We start from the raw sequence: 17529 nt of genomic DNA on the forward strand, positions 1-17529 counted from the left end.
ATATGAAATTGAACCTACCTAGTATTGGTCCACATCTACTGTTGGCGGCGGGCGCTACGCTCATTTTTGTCGTCGACTATCACGTACCATTAGGCATAGCGATGGCTGTACCTTACATTACGATAGTCCTGCTCGCATCAACCACTAAAGAGCCATTTTCAGCCATTATGTGGGCGATTGTCTGTACCTTACTTACTCTCGTTGGATACTACGTTTCCGAGTCCGGTAGTGAGCCATGGTTTGTTATATTGAACCGAGTCATTACCATTTATGCGATTTGGGTATGTGCTTTTGTTCCTATCTACATCACGCTTCAGTCACCTACTGATACTGAGGTTTTTGATGATGACATCACCCCACCAGATGCACTAAACCACTCTTATGCGGATAAGAAACGTACAGGTAACACACTCAATAATTAGGCTTAGGTTAAGTTTCGGTGAATTTTGCCAAATCGAGACAAGGTAACTTGAAATACTTTGTTCTGCGTGAGATTGTAAAATATCTCACACCAATAACTGTATGATTATGAAAACATTACAATCCATTGCGCTGCTTTCCACAATTATCGCAGCACCACAAGTGTTAGCTGATGTAAAAATTGAAGTTCCTTCTAGCGCAGATGCTCTAGTTGAAGTCTTAGCGGTTAATGAGGCTAAACCTGATCTTGAGGGTGGTTTTTTCTCTTCAAGCAAAACGATCACCGTGCCAGACGGTGTAAACCAAATCGTTTTCCAATATCAGCTCGCTTTTAGTCAAGGTAACGACCGTGAGTTTGTCGATAGTGACGCAATTATTGCTACTTTTGATGCTACAGACACAACAGTAACGTTCGACATGCCGAAGTTCCGCAACGCTAACGAAGCGAGAAAAGGCTTTCAGAACCTAGATTGGAAATTGGTTGATGAGAACCAAAATGCAATCAGTGTTAAGCAAGACAAATTAACCAAAGATGGCATGCAGATTGGCCGTAAATACCCTCAAGAAGCGAAAGAATACAACCGTACAGGTGGTATCGCAGCATTAACGACAGGTGCTACAGCCGCTGCAGTTGTTCAACCAGTAACACTACCAGCAAAAATTGATGGCAACGCGTCTAACACGGCCGAAGAAATGCTGTACTTCTGGTATGAAAAAGCCGACGCTGAGACCAAGCAAAAATTCAAAGAGTTCGTGAACAAGTAAACGCTATTTGTTGATCGTCTTAATAAAAAAGCTGGCATTCAATCGCCAGCTTTTTTTGTATCAACTTTAGGGTAACTACCTTTCCGCATTCGCCCTATTGGTGCGCGTTTGCACTATGCGTTCTCAGCAGAAAACACTTCTCCGTCGATTTTGATTGGCCACCCCATTAGCTCGTATTCAGCGGCAAGCAAATGTGCGCAACGGCTTGAGATTCTGGTTTTTATCCACTTGCCTACCCCACACACTTTGTATTCTAAAACAGCCATTTTCATAACATCTTACTCCACTCGAAATTAAATTTATAAATCTAGAGCGAAAGTTATAGAGACAATGGGCCTGTGTATGTTCCAAAAAGAACACAAACCTATGATTTACCTATAAAGTTGTAGGTATTTTGCTTTCAATCATTCTATCAAGATCAGACGTTTAACCGTGTATCTCGTCAATAGGGTTTCGGATCATTAAGTTCATTGGCGAGATGAGTTCATATAATCCTTCAACATCTGAAATAAAAACCTTGCCTCGTTGGATCTTGACCAAGCCAGCTTGTTCGATTCCCTTCAACACCTCGTTCAACCTTGAACGAGAGATGCCAGTAATCGTACTCAACTGAGTTTGTGACACGTTAACACTCACGGTAGCTCCCGCTATGTTATTTTGACGCGCAGCGAGTTCTAAGAGCACATAAATCGTTTTTTGTTCTTTTTCATGAATAGAGGAAAGGTAAGCCTGCATCCAAATCGATTGTGCCTTAGTGCCACAATGTAGCAGCCACTTAAATACCATGCACTGCTCTTCAGCCAACTCTAATACCTTCTCCGACGGGAAAAGCACCATAGTAACAGGCTCGACTTCTTCTGCGACTGCAAACAGATTATATTCAGCATGAATGGACAACGCCCCCATCCAATCACCTTTACCGATCACTCCTCCTGATAAGCTCTTCATATTTTGAGTAGAAAAACAGATACCAGCAGAACCACTTAGAATATAAAAAACGCCAGGTAAGTTTTGAAACTTTTGTGTAATTTCCAAGCTATGAATGCCGGTTTTAAATACGGCAATCTCAAGCAAGCTATCGATGAGATCTTGTGGCAAATCACATGGCCACTGTATTTGTTTGCCTATGGTTGGATCTAACAATGATTTATTCCCCCTCCAACAATCTCACACATGAAAATGTATCATTACATCTCTTTTAAATGTAGTTCATCATTGCCAGCACAGAAGGTTTTATTCAAATAAAATCTTATATCTTAGTAGTTTAAGTTACTTTGATAACGAACAACGGGCGCTAAAAAGAAATAACAACATTACACGCTGCCAACAAATTCGGCTCAATATGTTGGCGTTACCCAAAACTCGTCTATTGAACTTAGATATTTAACGGGCCTCTTTAGAAAGCTATTCACCTAGCGCTAAATCACCACCATAGATCACCCTCGCTCTAACACTTAGGTACTAAATTCGGCTCAATACGAACGACATTCTCTACTATGGTTGACACATTTTAGCTCTTGCCGTTATTTTTGTCTTAAACCACAACAGACGGTCAGTATGAAAGACAACCAATTCGATAGCTTTGAAGAGCTCTTAGGTCACCAAACCGACACCTTGACCGCATGTCACAAAAGATTTTGATAAGACATTTGTGTCACTCGCTCAGGAGGCTCTTGCTTGGTTTAAGCTAGATAGGCTTACTCTGTTTCCAAACTCGATGATTCTTTTGGATACAGGGAAAAGCATGTCTGTCTCTCAAGTCGGAATGCCCCCACTCGAGATGGAGCGCTTTCTAAAAGGCAACTACCTTGAATATCTACAGCTTTTACGCTCTAAAGAGTGTTGGCAGCTATTTCCAGAGCAATCACTCGCAAACCACAAGATCGATCCGCTACGTGAACTCTATCAAGAAGGCGCTCATTGGCACGCTATCGTAAGCTTATCGTTATTTGGGCAACAATGGGGCGCTATCGGTTTCTCTAGGTTCAAGCGTTACGACACTCCGATTGAAGAGCGTGATTTGAAGCGAATCAAAATGCTGAGTGATGTTTGGCTCTGTTTTTGGCAACACTCAAAAATGACTCGTAGTGTGACAAGTGATGAAGCCAGTAATATCAATGAGAGTGAAAAACTCCTGTTACTCACAAAAAAGCAATGCGCTGTACTCACACAGTTGGCGCAAGGTTACACAGCTAAGCAATGTGCCGACATTCTGTTTTTAAGCCCAAGAACGATCGAATCACACAAATATCGAATGTTAGATATTCTCGAACTCGATAACCATACGGAGCTAATACAGTTCGCACTTCGTAATGGCTTCGGTATTGATAACCCATAAATGTTTATTTCGAAAAAGTAGTACCCTAGCTAATTAGTCAACACGTCAGAACTCAAAACAAAAGTACAAAGCCCTCAAACTTCTGCAATTTGAGGGCTTTATGATTTATGGCTTTATAGCTTTATGGCTTTATGGCTTTATGGCTTTATGGCTTTACAGCGGTAATTTAATTCTTATTCAGATTATAAATTCAATCACTTAAAGCGAATTCAAGACGCTAGATATTCAGGCTTTAATCTCGACATCAGCAACATATCAATGTACTTGCCGTTTTTAAAGGTACTCAATCGCTTAGTCCCCTCTAACTGAAATCCTACGCGTTCGTACAAAGCAATCGCAGCGTGGTTATCGGCATGAACCTCTAACTCTAGGCGAATTAGGTTTAGCCAATTATCCGCTTGATTGATGGCTTCTTGCATCAAGGCTTTACCAACCCCTTTTCCGTGAACATCCGGATGAATGGCAATACCAAGCCCTGCGCTGTGTCTGTCTCTCACCTTAGTCGTCATAAACAAGGTAATATGGCCCACAACTTTTTCAGCAGACTCTGCAACTAGAGTAAAATGATCGCAATGACCAAACAGCCGTTCCACTTGGTCAGAACTGAGATAAGGCTTTTGTGACGTGTTTTCTGAAACCGAAGGACGGCGATAAATATCGAATAGATCTTGGCTATCCGTTGCTTCTAAATGTCTAATTTGAATATCCAAATCACTGCCTTAGTAAGTTCCTATGTATTGTCTGAATTTTATATTACGGATAGCAGCGGGCACCTACAACCTTAAAAGATGTAAGTGCCCGAAATAACTAACTTAACTTATAATTTTTACGGTCAGAGCGATCGCTCACCATTAAAATTTGTAGTCGATACCGACGCTCGCTAATACCTGCTCAGAATTGTAGAAATCGATATTCGAGTCGATCGTTCTATAGCCAAGTAATGAAATAAACGACCAATCTTTATACCCTAACAGCCCACCAAATTCGTAAGCTAAAAAGGCACCGTATTCGTTCTCTTCACGAGTTTTGCTATAAAGGGGATTCACTTCGTCGTACTGACGATCGTTCGCATCTAACGTTACAACAAAGCCGTGACGACCGAATCTCTTCGCGTAATTCAATTCAATCCCGTAACTGTCAAAACTTAGCGCATCTCCTTCCGCATCCGCATGAAAATACACCATAGAAGGCACTAACAGACCTGCTTGGTTTGGTAGTATGAATCGATATCCGGCTTTGGCATACACATAGGTTCTTTCCCTATCTAGTAGCGCTGCATCTTGTGACGATAAGGGTTGAGTGCCTAGAGTGCCCGATAATTCATCATCAACATCAGATTCACCAATAGCGAAGTCTGTTTGGAAAGCAGTGCCACCGATGTTAGTCAGTTGCAGCCTCCCAACATTACCTTTCACGTCGGTTTCGTTTCGATTCACACCTACAGCATAAGGATCAGACCAAGCCTTACCGGAGATGAGTGTCGGTAACACGGAAACATCTAATATGGTGCCACCAGAGAGTTGGTGTCGATAACCTATTTCAAATGCAATGGTACCGGTCGCAATATCTTCTCGGGTAGTACCGGCATAAACTTGGTGAGTAAGGGATTCACCAAAGGTATATTTAACGGTTCCAAGAAAACCAAGTAAACCTTGATTCTCACCATCACCTTCCATGGTATTAGTTGCTTGATTTGAGTCTTGTTCGGTACTCAAATTACTGCTGTCAGAATAGAAACCAGCCAAGATACTAAAGTTACCACTAAAGCCCTCACTAGGAGCTAGTCCACTGTACGCTGGCATAGAAATAGCCGCGGAAAGTACTACAGGTAAAACAGACCTCATATTCACATCCACTAGTTGAATAATCACCCATTAAATATATGTACAAATCTGGAATTACAACAAGTATTTAACCTTTCTACATCCCCACTTTGTTGAGTTTTCGTGATAGGACAATGTCTCAAGCGTGACGTAGATATGATCTATCGTGCTTGGCCTTTCGTAACAAGCCTCGGAAATAAAGGAAAAACTGAAAGGAACCCAATATGTTTAAGAACTTATATAAAAGCCTATCGCTGTTCGTCGCATCACTTCTTTTATCAACGGCTGTCCATGCTGACCATCACGGAGCGAAAAAAGACATCGTCGATGTAGCGGTTGATAATGGCTCTTTCACAACGTTAGTAGCGGCAGTAAAAGCAGCAGGATTAGTGGATACACTGAAAGGAGAAGGGCCGTTCACTGTTTTTGCACCAACAGATGAAGCGTTTGCCGCTCTACCGGAAGGCACGGTAGATATGTTATTGAAGCCGGAGAATAAAGACAAACTGGTCGCAATACTCACCTACCATGTAGTGCCAGGAAAAGTAATGGCTGAAGATGTGGTAAAGCTAGACAGCGCAGTCACCGTTCAGGGTGAGCCAGTCACAATTAGCACTGACCATGGTGTTGTAATGATCAACAAAGCTCATGTCGTAACTGCAGACGTTAAAGCGAGCAACGGCGTGATACATGTCATTGACGCTGTGCTGTTACCTAAGTAATAGACAACCAATGGTCGTTAAAAGAGATTTAGGAGGTGTGACAATGTCACGCCTCTTTTCTATTCGAACAGTAGATTTTACTTATTACTTTAGATAGTAATTTGATATTGGGTTATACAAACAATCGGCCAAATATCAGGAACGCGGCCATCGACACCACTTTGGTAAACACCACCACCCAAATACAATCACCAATACTCGAATAGGTTGCCTTCCCAAGTAGAAATACGAACAGTATAAGCCCTAGAACCCACCCCACTGTCGGTATCATAGAGACTAAAGATACGATGATCGCTATCGTCAGAAGAGACTTAAAGTCCGCCACCACAAACGACATTTTAGATGCAATGTACATACAACATGCCGTGACTAGCGCATCCATAACAAATGCTAAAGCTTCGATTCCCACGTACTACCCTCACTCTTTTCAATCGAACCAAATAGTACATTGAAATTAAAGAGGAAATCTTTGGGCAATTGTAAAAACATCATCAAGATCTGTCCTACAATTGAGATTTAGAAGAGATTTTCGATAATCATTTTCGAGATTTATTCTTTGGCATTCTCATATTTATGGTCGAATAAACAAAGGAATGAATTGATGACAAAAGAAAAAAATGAAATAACCACGACGAAGAGCGGAAACAACCCAGAGACCCCGGATTGCAAGGCTAACACTCCGATTGCAAAAGAAAAAATCGACACTAATGTATATATTTTTAATCTACTCACGTGACTCATGAACAACACTCCTTGTATTCATACAATCTTTAAGATTAGACAAATTGGCTAATACACAATTTGAACTCATCGACAATATCAGTAGATCAGCAAAATTTACCCTTAAAAAGGTTTAATAATCCTTTTAGGCCTGTTCCTCTTCACAATCTTCGCTCTTAACATGAACCTACTTGTCGATAACCTTTTCCATCACGAAATTCGTAAGCGTTACTCCACGCATATCGACTTGCTGATCATTCACTACTTTAAAACCCATACGCTCATAAAATGGCCTCGCGGTGATACTTACCTCTGAGAAGTATCTTGATACCCCACGAATTTGCCCAATCGTGAACACATGCTCCATCAACGCTCGGCCCACACCTCGCCCCTGATGTTGATGATGGCAAAAAAAATGATCGACTAAACCACTCGGCTGTAAGTCAGTATAGCCAACAATATGACCATCTAACTCAGCGACAAATGGTTTTAACCCGTCCATACGCTTTTGCCACAACGCAAAGTCAAAACCACTTGGTGCCCAAGCCTCGACTTGCTCTTGAGAATAATCTCGTATGTTCACGTTGCGAACCGTGTAGAAAAAGATCTCCCATAACGCTTTAGCATCACTTTCTTGATAATTTCGAATTCTAACCACACTCTCTTCCTTTGGTCGCTTTAAGATTCTAACTATTGGATTTGTTACTCTACAAACAGGCATCAGTTGATACATAGTTGCAATGGGACACTCACTAGCTACATTAAAGAATACGTGTCACTGATGGGTATTTTTCTGAAGCAAACTCATGATAAATATCCGCTAAATAACGCGCTAACTCTTCCTCTGTTAAATCAGAAGGGATAATCACATCATAAACTCGAGCTCGTATTGAAGTTTCCGATTCTCGATAAAGTAGCCACTCTTCGTTTTGTCTCTGTACCGACATTCTCTGATGAAAAACCTGAAATTTTAGCCACATACGCTCTTTCACCTCTATCCCAAAACTAACGATAAAACACCGCGAGCCATATCGTAACAGAGTCTTTGTCGGTCCCCTGAACCTTGTGCTTTTCACCGGCGGGAATATTGAGGTAGTCCCCTTTAGACAAAGTAACAATACGACCATCAGCAAATTCGATAACGCCTTGCCCCTCGAGCACCAGAACCCATTCATGCTCCTCTTGATCGTACCACCCCTCCTCAGGAGAACTGTGCCCATGTGAAAGTATCCTCTCTATCCGAATGTTGTCATTCGCTATCAAGTCATTAAATATTTCATTGGGTATCGACGAAGGGATATCCGCGTAGATATTTGACATAAGCTCTCCTAATTTTTACTGAAACCTGGTGATGATTGACGTGTGTACACTAAGCCACGACATTCTTTCTGAAATAAAAGCGATAGTAGCCAAGTAAGTTACTGCCAATAAATAAGGCTTCCATAACAACCGCTGTTGGAGAGCCAACTAAGTAATTATGAACAAGCCAAAAACTGGTGCCGATTATCATTAGCTCTCGAAGTCTACGGTCATCCTTGTTAAAAGCAGCAAATGTTTGAAACATTGATGCACAGCAACTCAATACGCTAGTTAACCCTGAGAAGGTAAAGGCAGTGGCAACCACAGACAGAGAGCAAAACAGATATTTGAATTTAGGTGATGTGGAAAACACACTCGTTAAATAACGGATAGTGGCAATAATCATCAAGCATGCCGCAGTCCACTGCTCCAAAAGAATAAAGTGACTTGAAATCAGTACACCGGCAAAAAACAGGCAAGTTACAATCTTCTTACGCTCTTTAAACTGAAACGACAGAAGATCAAAGCAAATCGCAACGGCGACTAAAACTTGAGATAGATAAAAAGCAGACACAGTGATTCCTTCAACAATAACTTAGGTTTTAACGACCTCGCTACGATTCATCAGGCAACTCAATAGCCAGTAGCGCTCGTATGAACCCTCCATTTGTAACCTAAAAAAATGGGCTACACGATTATTTTTTGAATTACTGATTCGTTTTAGCGGCCTATGTGATATTCGTTCCTAAGTGATATTTAAACCTTCAAGTGCCCACTGATCACGGTTTTCGCAGAGCCAATCAACTTTATGCGTCCATTAGCCAGAAGTTCTGTCGAAATATAGCCTCCACGACGAGAAGCTTGGTATGCATTAAAACAATACTTGTTCAGTTTCTCAGACCAGTATTGCGTGAGAGCACAGTGCGCCGAGCCAGTTACTGGGTCTTCATTCGTGCCAACCCAAGGCGCGAAATAGCGGGAGATAAAATCAAGCTCAATATTGGATGAAAGCGCGGTCACCACAACACCTCTACCCTTCATCTTCTTGAGAGCATCAAAGTTGGGGGTTAGGTCTAAAACAACCTGCTCATTGGTCACCTCAATAAACGTTTTAGAGTCGAACTCCATGTATGACAACACTTGACTGTTCTCAATACCTAGATGTTCCAACAGCCTAGTATCAACCTCTACACTTGATAATTGAGTACCCGGGAAATCTAACTCGATGGACGAGTCACAAACTGTGGCAGTTAAATCACCAGATAAGGTCTGAAATACGATCCTGTCACTGGCTTTTACTAGTCCTTTTTCTTTCATCACATGAACCGTCGCCAAAGTGCCGTGCCCGCACAGCTGAACTTCTACTTCCGGCGTAAACCACTTAAGAGTCATAGATTCTAGCGCAAGGAAAGCCGTTTCTGGAACCGCCATCTCATCCGCAATAGAAAGCATTAATGCTTCATCCAACACGTGTTGAGAAATACAGACACCTGCAGGATTGCCTTTAAAAGCTTGGCTAGTGAATGAATCGACTTGATATATTTCTAAATCCACAATGTCTCCGACGATTGAAATGAATGACAACGTCCGACCACAATAAGCACAAACTCCTTGTGCCACAAGCCATTAGTCAAAATTTCTCAAGGGGTGACCGATAGAATAAGCCAATGATAAATAATGAGTTATCGAACAACAACATGATTTAGAAGAATGGACCCATTAAGCTTGCTCAGGAGCGTCTCCTCCTTTTTCAGCGCTTTGTTTTATCGCTTCTCACCGTCGCTCCATATCGCAAACCTAGCGATTGGTATAGCGCTAACTAACACCATGCTGATGGTTTTACTTCACGTAAAACCTAGGCAATTGCGTGCGCAGCATAATGTTTAAGTAAAATTAGAGGCGTAAATTTGAAGCAGGTCTCAAATTTTGCGCTAGGATCTAGTTAAACAAAGAAGAGAAAGGAATCCGTCAGTGAAGGCATTTTATGTTTCAGTTCTCGTGTCCGCATCCTTTTCGCCTGGGTTAGTATTTGGTCAACAACATGAAATTTATCTCTACAATTGGGATGAGTTTTTATCCGAGAGCGTCATTGAAAAATTGAATGACACCTATGGCATTGCATTAAAACAGCAATACTTTTCAGACGAATCGATTCGTGATGAAGTTCTATTGAGCGAACGCCGCGGTGCCTTTGGACTGGTTGTGATCGAGAGTATGAAGCTCAAAGCGTTGGCTAAGCAAAACCTATTTCACAACCTCAGTGGCATGCAGCAATCTCTCGCAAACAACTTTGACTCTCGTTGGGTTGATGGATGCGGCGACTATGGCATCCCTTATGCTTGGGGAACATCGGGCATATTGTACCGTAGCGATAAAGTCGACACTCCTAATTCATGGAAAGCCATATTGGATCCTGAAGCCGAAAACAGTGGCCGAATTAGTATGTATTACGAGCCAACAGATCTAGTGAGTACTGCACTTCTACTCAACCAATTCGAACCATTCACAAACAATGAGCAGGAGCTGAGAGTTGCCTACAAAACTTTGCAAACTCAAAAGCCCCACCTTGAGAGTAATGAATACGTCGTCGACTATATCCACCAGCCAGAAAGACTGGCCAATATAGACTTGGCTTACGGGTATTCTGGAGACAGTTACATATTGAATGAGGTCGATCCCGAAGCATCATGGGCCTATATCGTTCCTCAAGAAGGCACAACCCTTTGGTTGGAGTGCATCGCAGCGATTAACAACGGAGAACTATCAGAACAAGCAGCAACGATACTCTCCTTTTTGTCACAACCCGAAATTGCAGCTCAAAACGCAATGGACTCCTGGTTCGCCACACCAAACTCAAAAGCTAAGGCTTTGACCTCTCAAGAGTATCAAAACGACCCAGAGCTTTTTCCTAACCAAGAAGTACTAGAACGCAGCTATCTGTATCAGCCCCTTGAACCGAATAGCCTTCAAATTCGTAATCGTATTGTTGATAGTTTGAGATAAGAAATGCCTGTATTGAAGAAACTGTATTTTGTACTTATCCCAGCACTGCTACTCATATTCGCAGTCTCGGGATTCATTACCTATAACTTCGCCTCAAACCACACCAAGCACATGTACTTAAACGAAGTGCAGTCTGATGTTAATACCGCGCTGGTTGCGGCTGAATATGAGCAACTGGGGCTATCTTTGCTCGTCAAAGATATCAGTTCATCGTTACAATTCTTGCGTTACATTCAAAATCCTACTGACTATACAACCCTATCTCTTTTAGAAAAAAGAGTATTGCGAGTTCTCAATCAAAGCCGTGTTAATCAGTTCGGTCAACGCAACATTTACATCATTGATCCAAAATTCAAACTCACACTATCGACATTACGAGTTGACCCTTTTGAAGACTTAAAGATACCGGACAGTATCTACGAGCGGGTCTTCGACATTTACACCTCATTAATCAACCAAACTGAACTATCCCAAGAGGGCTTTTCATACATATCGGTTAATGGTGGATTAAGATACGCCTATGTTGCCGCCATCGACCCATACCTAGTTCCTCAAGATAAACGAGCCAACACAAGCTTAAACCGATACATCTTAATTGCAGACGGTCCGCTAAAGCAGCTCTCAAACTTGCTCATTAGCTATAATGACGACGACAACATGCAACTTTTGATTGAACCATCAAATGAAGCAGAAAACATTGAAAACACTCAGTTTATTATCAAGTCATTTGAACAGAATAAAGACAGTATTAACGTTCAAATGAACAGTCGTCACTTCCTTGCTCAAGTCAACATTCGAGAACAGAAATTTAACATGGAAAAAGCCATGATCGCTCAACACACCTTCTTAGGGGTCCTAGCGACTTTGTCTTTTATCATGCTCATTGTTCATTTGGTAGTACGTTACCAATTGGTGCGTCCGCTCAAAGACCTTCTCCACGAAATATCAATTGGAGGGCTCAAACTCAGATACTTTAAACGTTCATCAGGACAAAGTGAGATTGACGGACTAAAGAATGCATATATCGACTCACTAACAGAACTGAAATTTGAAGCTGAGTTTGACCAACTAACTAAGTTGGCTAACCGCCGCTCATTCATTCGACATCTCGATGTGCGCCTAAAAAGCTCGATGAGTACACGCTGCTACTTAGTTTGCTGGGACATCATGGATTTTCGGAAGATTAACGACCTGTACGGCGCAAAAGTCGGTGATAACGTGCTAATTAGCTTGGCGAAAGCACTTAGAGAAACGTTACAAAATCAACAATCTTCCCTTGGCTTTAGTTGCAGTGATTATTCATTGGCAAGGCTAGGAGGCAATCAATTCATCGCCATACTAGAAATGGCTGAACACCAATCGATAAACGAAGAGATCGAGAACATCAATAACGCCTTAACCGGCACAACCTTCCTTGATTACTATGGCTTTCGTTTAACTATCGCCACGGGCGTGCTCCCGGTTGACACCCCTAAATTTGAAGAGATCTGGCACCGTTGTATCGATGCAATGTTGATAAATGCAAAGGCTCACAGTGACGGAGATAGTCGCATCGTTTATGGCGAAGAGCTCATCCATTCCTTAAAAAGACACGATATTATCGAGAAAAGGCTTTTAGAGTGCTGTGAGAGCGATAACTTTGAGCTACGCTTTATGCCCATATTTAATGCAAAGACATTAGAAATCGATGGTGCTGAATGTCTTATTCGTTGTCCTGCTCTCGCTGATATCAAAGCTGGACCAGACGAGTTTGTAACAGTCGCAGAAAAAAGCAACTTGATATCGAAAATCGATATGTGGGTAATAGGAATGGCGATTAAAAGCTACAAAGAGCTTTCCGATATCCATAAATACAAAGGTACCTTATCTATCAATATCTCGGCGATGGAGCTCTATAACCGTAATTTCGCAGACAACATTCGCAAGGTAATAGAACGTTTTAAAGTGCCACCAGGCAATATCATCATTGAGATCACTGAGACCAGTTATGTGAAAAGCACCAAACTGACGGTGCAGACAATTGAGAGCATCCGAAGCCTGGGGCTAAAAGTGTCACTCGATGATTTTGGCACAGGTTACACAGCATTTAATCAGTTGCTTCATTACCCTGTCGACGAACTTAAAATTGATAAGAGTTTTATCGATCATATCGTCGATGACAAAGCGGACCGTAAAATGGTGGAATCAATGGTTAATTTGGGACATTCCTGTAACACCTTGGTGGTCGGAGAAGGCGTTGAATGTATAGAGCAGTACCAGTACCTGCGCAAAGCCAACTGTGACCTGATACAAGGTTATCTGTTTAGCCAACCACTCACTTACACTGAGTTTATCGAGTTCATCCGCGACCACAAGCCGAACACCTTCCTAGAGCAATGTTCGTTGCTGGACGAGATCAATGAAGATCGTATCGTGGCACTCAACCAGAAAAGCAAATAGTAAAACCAGAAAGAAAAAATAGGGCTTCTGACTTTACAGCCGCTCTATCTGGAGACCTAAGATAAAGAAATTTAGCTTTATCTCTAACCTTCTTCCGACACGTTTCTTACAAATCAGGGATTCATGTTGCGTTCAATAGCGTCTGGTGTGAGTTAGACAGGCGTGTATAGTCACGAGGACAGATGAGTCTTAAAGCCGTTAAGTGCGTGCTGCAATGGAAACTAGAGGGGCCAAATGAAGCAACAAGAAAAGGCTAAGCAAAAACTCTCAACCTAACCTTGCATTGTGGTTAACAACTCCATCATATCTTTGGAGCTGATATTCTTCTTGTGCCTCACAACAGCATCTATCATCAACTCTAAGTTACCAGCTGAAATGTAATCGCTCAAAACGTCATTAAACTTTTCTTGTATCTCATCACTGGAGTAGATGTGTTCAGGAATGAAGAATAAGAACTGACTGCCACTACTACGAAACGAAATGGCGCATTCAGGAATTTTAGTCGTTAAAGATTTAGCAGCAGAGCTCACCACCAAATCGCCATATTCAAGGCCATATTTCTGGTTAATTTCACTCAGGTTTCTGATACGCACAAAATAAAGGTCAAAATTATTGTCTTTCGGGTAGTTATTTTTCACAAAGTTCATCAAAGAGACTCGATTTTGAAAACCCGTAATAAAATCTGTGGAGTGAAGTCTCCTCTTAATTGAGAAGTCGGCATAAAAGATCACTCCTGTTACGATTAATGTCAGCGCGAGAAACACACTACTGGCTTGATGCATGATAACTAACCTATCAACCATTACGGTTTTCTCTTCAATCACAGGGCTTTGCAAGCGGAATTTTTCATTAATAAAATCGACTAACGAGTCATAGCAAATATCGATTTTCTTCTGTAGTGACGCCTTGGGTAGTGCACCTTGACTAACCAACTTTATGGAAGATTCTAGCGACTTAAATTTCTCAAACTCTCCGGTGAAATAAGGTTTGAAGTTGGCAGATTTAATGAAGTTAGAAGATTCGGTACTGTTGATCAGAATATCAAAGCGGCTCCACGTAATATCATAGGCTAACCACAAATCATCGTAATTGAGATTATCTGAACGGCTCACCATCAAGAAATTCGCGTATTCCTTTACTAATTGGAAAACAAACCAGGTTGCTTCGTTTTGCCGATTCGAAAAACTTTTGTTGATATCGTTAATGCGCGTAACACTGTAGATATTCACGCTAAGAACGATCACCGCCAAAAATATTACAACCACTTTGACAGCAGATAGGGGAAACAATTTCTTCATGGTGACCCTCTACAAGTGAATATCTCGTATCTGCCAAATCATCTTCGCGTGGAAATCGGTGTTATTTATATCAGGCTGTGACGACAACGGGTAAATCAGCCAGTACGGTCCCTTATCTCTCACAGACATAAATTCACCATTTTGTTTAATGGCAATAATCGGCTGATAGTCATCAAAATCTTCTTTGGGTACCGCCACTTTGTAATCGTTCAAAGCAACAATGGTAACGAGGGGAGATATCGATAAGTCCATGGTTTCTAAGATAGCCTGCAGAGTCACACCACTATAAACCGACTCTCCTTCAGCCCATGGAAGGACGGTTTTTATTTCAGTCTGAGGCAATAGCAACAACTGTTCTCGAGTCATTTCATGCTTTTTCCCAATTTGATCGAACACAGTCAAACCTGAGGAAGCCAATATAGAAAATGAGCACAATGAAAGGAAAAAAAGAATTGTCGTTCTCATTTTAATCTCCATTTAAAAATGGTCACTAAGTTGAGTCTAGTTCAGATTATTCATTTGATTTACTAACAACAGTTTTATTTCTTTCAAAACCATCGCTTTGTAAAGCTTCACCTAGGCTGGAGCTTGGGTGAGTCACCTATCAATAAAAAAGTAACTTTGTGCCCTATGAGTAATCCAATTCCCTCCATGAATACGTAGTGACCAATAAAATTGACAAGAAAGATGAGTTTCAAAGTAGCGAGAAGTGCCGTCACTGCATAACCTTTAATCGAACGCAGTCATTTAAAGAGTCTATTTTATTCGTTTCATGGTGTGCTTATGCACCTTTGTCACTGTAAATAAACCTCAACATGGTTACTCACTTCATAATCAAGGGAATCGATAATGAGTTTTAATAAAAAAGCATTTAACCCCACGGCGACACTTACTGCCTTAGTAATGACGCTGGTCATGTTTCCTGTTTCTGCTGAAGTTAATCAAGAACAATTTGAGTTAGGTAAGCAAAAAGCAAAAGTATGCATGACCTGCCATGGCGTTGACGGCATTTCAACACAAGATCCGTACCCTAATCTTCGAGGTCAAAAAATGGGGTATCTCATCTCTTCACTTAAAGATTATCAAACGAGAGAAAGAACGAGTGGTTTGGCGGTTCTAATGCAACAACAGGCCGACACGCTTTCAGATCAAGATATACGAGATATTTCGTATTTCTATTCAATGGTCGGTAGCGATTCAACCACATCTAGCGATTGAAGATCATCCACAGATTAAAAATAAGTCAGCCATTGAAACTTTAGGCAAGGAGCCTTGTTATGGAACAAGTGACAACCCAGTACAGTATTAAGGTCGTGAAATACTTTATTATTGCCTCCTTAATCTGGGCCATTCTAGGTATGATTATCGGCGTGATTCTCGCCGCGCAATTGTATTGGCCGGTACTAAACTTTGACTCTCAGTACTTTCAGTTTGGTCGGCTGCGTCCACTACATACGTCCGGTGTGATTTACGGGTTCGTCGTTAATATCCTGATGGGGACATCACTGTACATTGCCCAGAGAACGGGACATTGCGAACTGTTCAACAAAAGCCTGTCATGGATGGTGTTTTGGGGTTGGCAGCTTATCTTGCTATTGGCGCTCATATCGCTGCCAGCTGGCTACACCACATCAAAAGAGTACGCAGAGCTAGAATGGCCTATCGACCTACTTATCGTGTTGGTGTGGGTGCTCTACGCTGTGTTGTTCTTTGGGACTATTGCTAAACGAAAAGTCGACCATATTTTCGTAGCGAATTGGTTCTTCGCTGCGTTCATCATTGTGATTGCAATGATCTTCATCGTAAACAATCTTGCGATGCCCGTTTCTGCCATGAAGTCTTATTCGGTCTTCGCTGGAGCACAAGACGCCATCGTCCAATGGTGGTGGGGACATAATGCGGTAGGCTTCTTGTTAACGGCGGGGGTTATTGGAATGAACTACTACTTCATTCCCAAAGCGGCAGAACGTCCTATCTACTCTTACCGACTATCAGTAATTCATTTCTGGGGTTTGGTTGGTTTCTACACATGGGCAGGTACACACCACCTGATTTACTCATCCGTTCCGGTATGGGTTCAAAACATCGGTATTGTAATGTCACTGATTCTCTGGCTGCCATCATGGGCGGGCGCATTCAACAGTGCGATGACGCTTCTACAAAACAAAGAGAAACTTAAGTCCGATTACATTCTTTTATTCTTCTTTTCGGCCATTCTCTACTACTGCTTAGCTACATTCGAAGGTCCACTGCTTGCGATTCGCTGGTTCAACATGGTGGCGCACAATACCGAATGGATCATCGGTCACGTGCACTCCGGCGCACTTGGTTGGGTGGGTATGTCGGGGATAGCAGTCTTCTACTACTTCATTCCACGCTTATGGGGAAAAACCGAACTCTGGTCACCACGGCTTATTAAATGGCACTTCTGGTTGGCACACGCTGGTGTTGCTATCTACGCTATCGCCCTTTGGGTGGCGGGTGTTGGTGAGGGCTTCATGTGGCTCACTCAAAATGAAAACGGTGAGCTTGTCTATAGCTTCGTTGAAGCTATGAATTTCAAAGCTCCGTGGCTATTCCTACGCTTCTTTGGCGGTGCCCTATTTGTGCTTGGTTTGTTCTTAATGGCACTGAACCTGTACAAAACGGTACGAATGCCTAACAAACCAGAAGCGAAACACACCGTAACGAAGGAGGCTTAA

At 41.9% G+C, this 17529-nt stretch carries 19 protein-coding genes and 1 pseudogene; 8 read left to right on the forward strand and 12 right to left on the reverse strand.

What is annotated here, in order from left to right; genetic code table 11:
* The first annotated feature begins 2 nt into the window (after window positions 1–2).
* The gene (locus OH460_RS03695) at window positions 3–422 is read left to right on the forward strand and encodes a hypothetical protein (RefSeq protein WP_269995166.1); all 420 of its coding nucleotides are present in this window, start codon (window positions 3–5) and stop codon (window positions 420–422) included.
* A gap of 106 nt (window positions 423–528) precedes the next feature.
* A complete protein-coding gene (locus OH460_RS03700; protein ID WP_061031054.1) occupies window positions 529–1185 on the forward strand; it encodes a DUF2057 family protein in 657 nt (218 codons plus the stop codon).
* A 113-nt stretch (window positions 1186–1298) separates the two neighbouring features.
* Here the strand turns inward: OH460_RS03700 and OH460_RS03705 are convergent, their stop codons facing one another.
* Window positions 1299–1457 carry a hypothetical protein gene (locus OH460_RS03705; protein WP_269995169.1) on the reverse strand — a complete coding sequence of 53 codons (159 nt, stop codon included), beginning with the start codon at window positions 1455–1457 and terminating at the stop codon, window positions 1299–1301.
* Between the two features lie 154 nt (window positions 1458–1611).
* The gene (locus OH460_RS03710) at window positions 1612–2328 is read right to left on the reverse strand and encodes a Crp/Fnr family transcriptional regulator (protein ID WP_269995171.1); all 717 of its coding nucleotides are present in this window, start codon (window positions 2326–2328) and stop codon (window positions 1612–1614) included.
* A 414-nt stretch (window positions 2329–2742) separates the two neighbouring features.
* On the opposite strand from OH460_RS03710, the pseudogene OH460_RS03715 reads away from it, so the two are divergent.
* Window positions 2743–3523, forward strand: a pseudogene (locus OH460_RS03715) (response regulator transcription factor).
* Window positions 3524–3732: 209 nt separating this feature from the next.
* Here OH460_RS03715 and OH460_RS03720 read toward each other — a convergent pair.
* Both OH460_RS03720 and OH460_RS03725 read right to left on the reverse strand, forming a co-directional pair.
* Window positions 3733–4233 carry a GNAT family N-acetyltransferase gene (locus OH460_RS03720; protein ID WP_269995173.1) on the reverse strand — a complete coding sequence of 167 codons (501 nt, stop codon included), beginning with the start codon at window positions 4231–4233 and terminating at the stop codon, window positions 3733–3735.
* 141 nt (window positions 4234–4374) lie between these two features.
* Window positions 4375–5367, reverse strand: a complete 993-nt coding sequence (locus OH460_RS03725; RefSeq protein ID WP_269995175.1) for a DUF2860 family protein — start codon at window positions 5365–5367, stop codon at window positions 4375–4377.
* 203 nt (window positions 5368–5570) lie between these two features.
* On the opposite strand from OH460_RS03725, the gene OH460_RS03730 reads away from it, so the two are divergent.
* Window positions 5571–6068: a fasciclin domain-containing protein gene (locus tag OH460_RS03730; protein ID WP_269995177.1), complete on the forward strand. Its 498-nt coding sequence runs from the start codon at window positions 5571–5573 to the stop codon at window positions 6066–6068.
* A gap of 112 nt (window positions 6069–6180) precedes the next feature.
* Here the strand turns inward: OH460_RS03730 and OH460_RS03735 are convergent, their stop codons facing one another.
* From OH460_RS03735 to OH460_RS03760, 6 genes are all read right to left on the reverse strand, one after another.
* Window positions 6181–6477 carry a hypothetical protein gene (locus OH460_RS03735; protein WP_269995179.1) on the reverse strand — a complete coding sequence of 99 codons (297 nt, stop codon included), beginning with the start codon at window positions 6475–6477 and terminating at the stop codon, window positions 6181–6183.
* A 498-nt stretch (window positions 6478–6975) separates the two neighbouring features.
* The gene (locus OH460_RS03740; RefSeq protein ID WP_269995182.1) at window positions 6976–7446 is read right to left on the reverse strand and encodes a GNAT family N-acetyltransferase; all 471 of its coding nucleotides are present in this window, start codon (window positions 7444–7446) and stop codon (window positions 6976–6978) included.
* Window positions 7447–7549: 103 nt separating this feature from the next.
* Window positions 7550–7768, reverse strand: a complete 219-nt coding sequence (locus OH460_RS03745) for a DUF7661 family protein (RefSeq protein WP_269995184.1) — start codon at window positions 7766–7768, stop codon at window positions 7550–7552.
* 25 nt (window positions 7769–7793) lie between these two features.
* Window positions 7794–8108 carry a cupin domain-containing protein gene (locus OH460_RS03750; RefSeq protein ID WP_269995186.1) on the reverse strand — a complete coding sequence of 105 codons (315 nt, stop codon included), beginning with the start codon at window positions 8106–8108 and terminating at the stop codon, window positions 7794–7796.
* Between the two features lie 49 nt (window positions 8109–8157).
* Complete coding sequence (locus OH460_RS03755) at window positions 8158–8661, reverse strand: YgjV family protein (protein WP_269995188.1); 504 nt, start codon at window positions 8659–8661, stop codon at window positions 8158–8160.
* A gap of 182 nt (window positions 8662–8843) precedes the next feature.
* Window positions 8844–9641, reverse strand: coding sequence for a PhzF family phenazine biosynthesis protein (locus tag OH460_RS03760; protein WP_269995190.1), 798 nt, complete (start codon window positions 9639–9641; stop codon window positions 8844–8846).
* 417 nt (window positions 9642–10058) lie between these two features.
* On the opposite strand from OH460_RS03760, the gene OH460_RS03765 reads away from it, so the two are divergent.
* Both OH460_RS03765 and OH460_RS03770 read left to right on the forward strand, forming a co-directional pair.
* Entirely contained in the window at window positions 10059–11090 is a 1032-nt protein-coding gene (locus tag OH460_RS03765) for an ABC transporter substrate-binding protein (protein ID WP_269995192.1), read from the forward strand.
* A 3-nt stretch (window positions 11091–11093) separates the two neighbouring features.
* Window positions 11094–13529: a putative bifunctional diguanylate cyclase/phosphodiesterase gene (locus tag OH460_RS03770; RefSeq protein WP_269995194.1), complete on the forward strand. Its 2436-nt coding sequence runs from the start codon at window positions 11094–11096 to the stop codon at window positions 13527–13529.
* A gap of 272 nt (window positions 13530–13801) precedes the next feature.
* Here OH460_RS03770 and OH460_RS03775 read toward each other — a convergent pair whose 3' ends face one another.
* Window positions 13802–14827 (reverse strand): diguanylate cyclase domain-containing protein, encoded by a 1026-nt coding sequence (locus OH460_RS03775; protein WP_269995196.1) that lies wholly within the window; start codon window positions 14825–14827, stop codon window positions 13802–13804.
* 9 nt (window positions 14828–14836) lie between these two features.
* The gene (locus OH460_RS03780; protein ID WP_269995198.1) at window positions 14837–15292 is read right to left on the reverse strand and encodes a hypothetical protein; all 456 of its coding nucleotides are present in this window, start codon (window positions 15290–15292) and stop codon (window positions 14837–14839) included.
* Between the two features lie 384 nt (window positions 15293–15676).
* Here OH460_RS03780 and OH460_RS03785 point away from each other — a divergent pair, with 384 nt between their 5' ends.
* The gene (locus OH460_RS03785; RefSeq protein WP_269995201.1) at window positions 15677–16045 is read left to right on the forward strand and encodes a c-type cytochrome; all 369 of its coding nucleotides are present in this window, start codon (window positions 15677–15679) and stop codon (window positions 16043–16045) included.
* Between the two features lie 59 nt (window positions 16046–16104).
* Complete coding sequence (gene ccoN / locus OH460_RS03790) at window positions 16105–17529, forward strand: cytochrome-c oxidase, cbb3-type subunit I (protein ID WP_269995203.1); 1425 nt, start codon at window positions 16105–16107, stop codon at window positions 17527–17529.

Source organism: Vibrio sp. Makdt (assembly GCF_027587015.1).
Taxonomy (GTDB): Bacteria; Pseudomonadota; Gammaproteobacteria; order Enterobacterales; family Vibrionaceae; genus Vibrio; species Vibrio chagasii_B.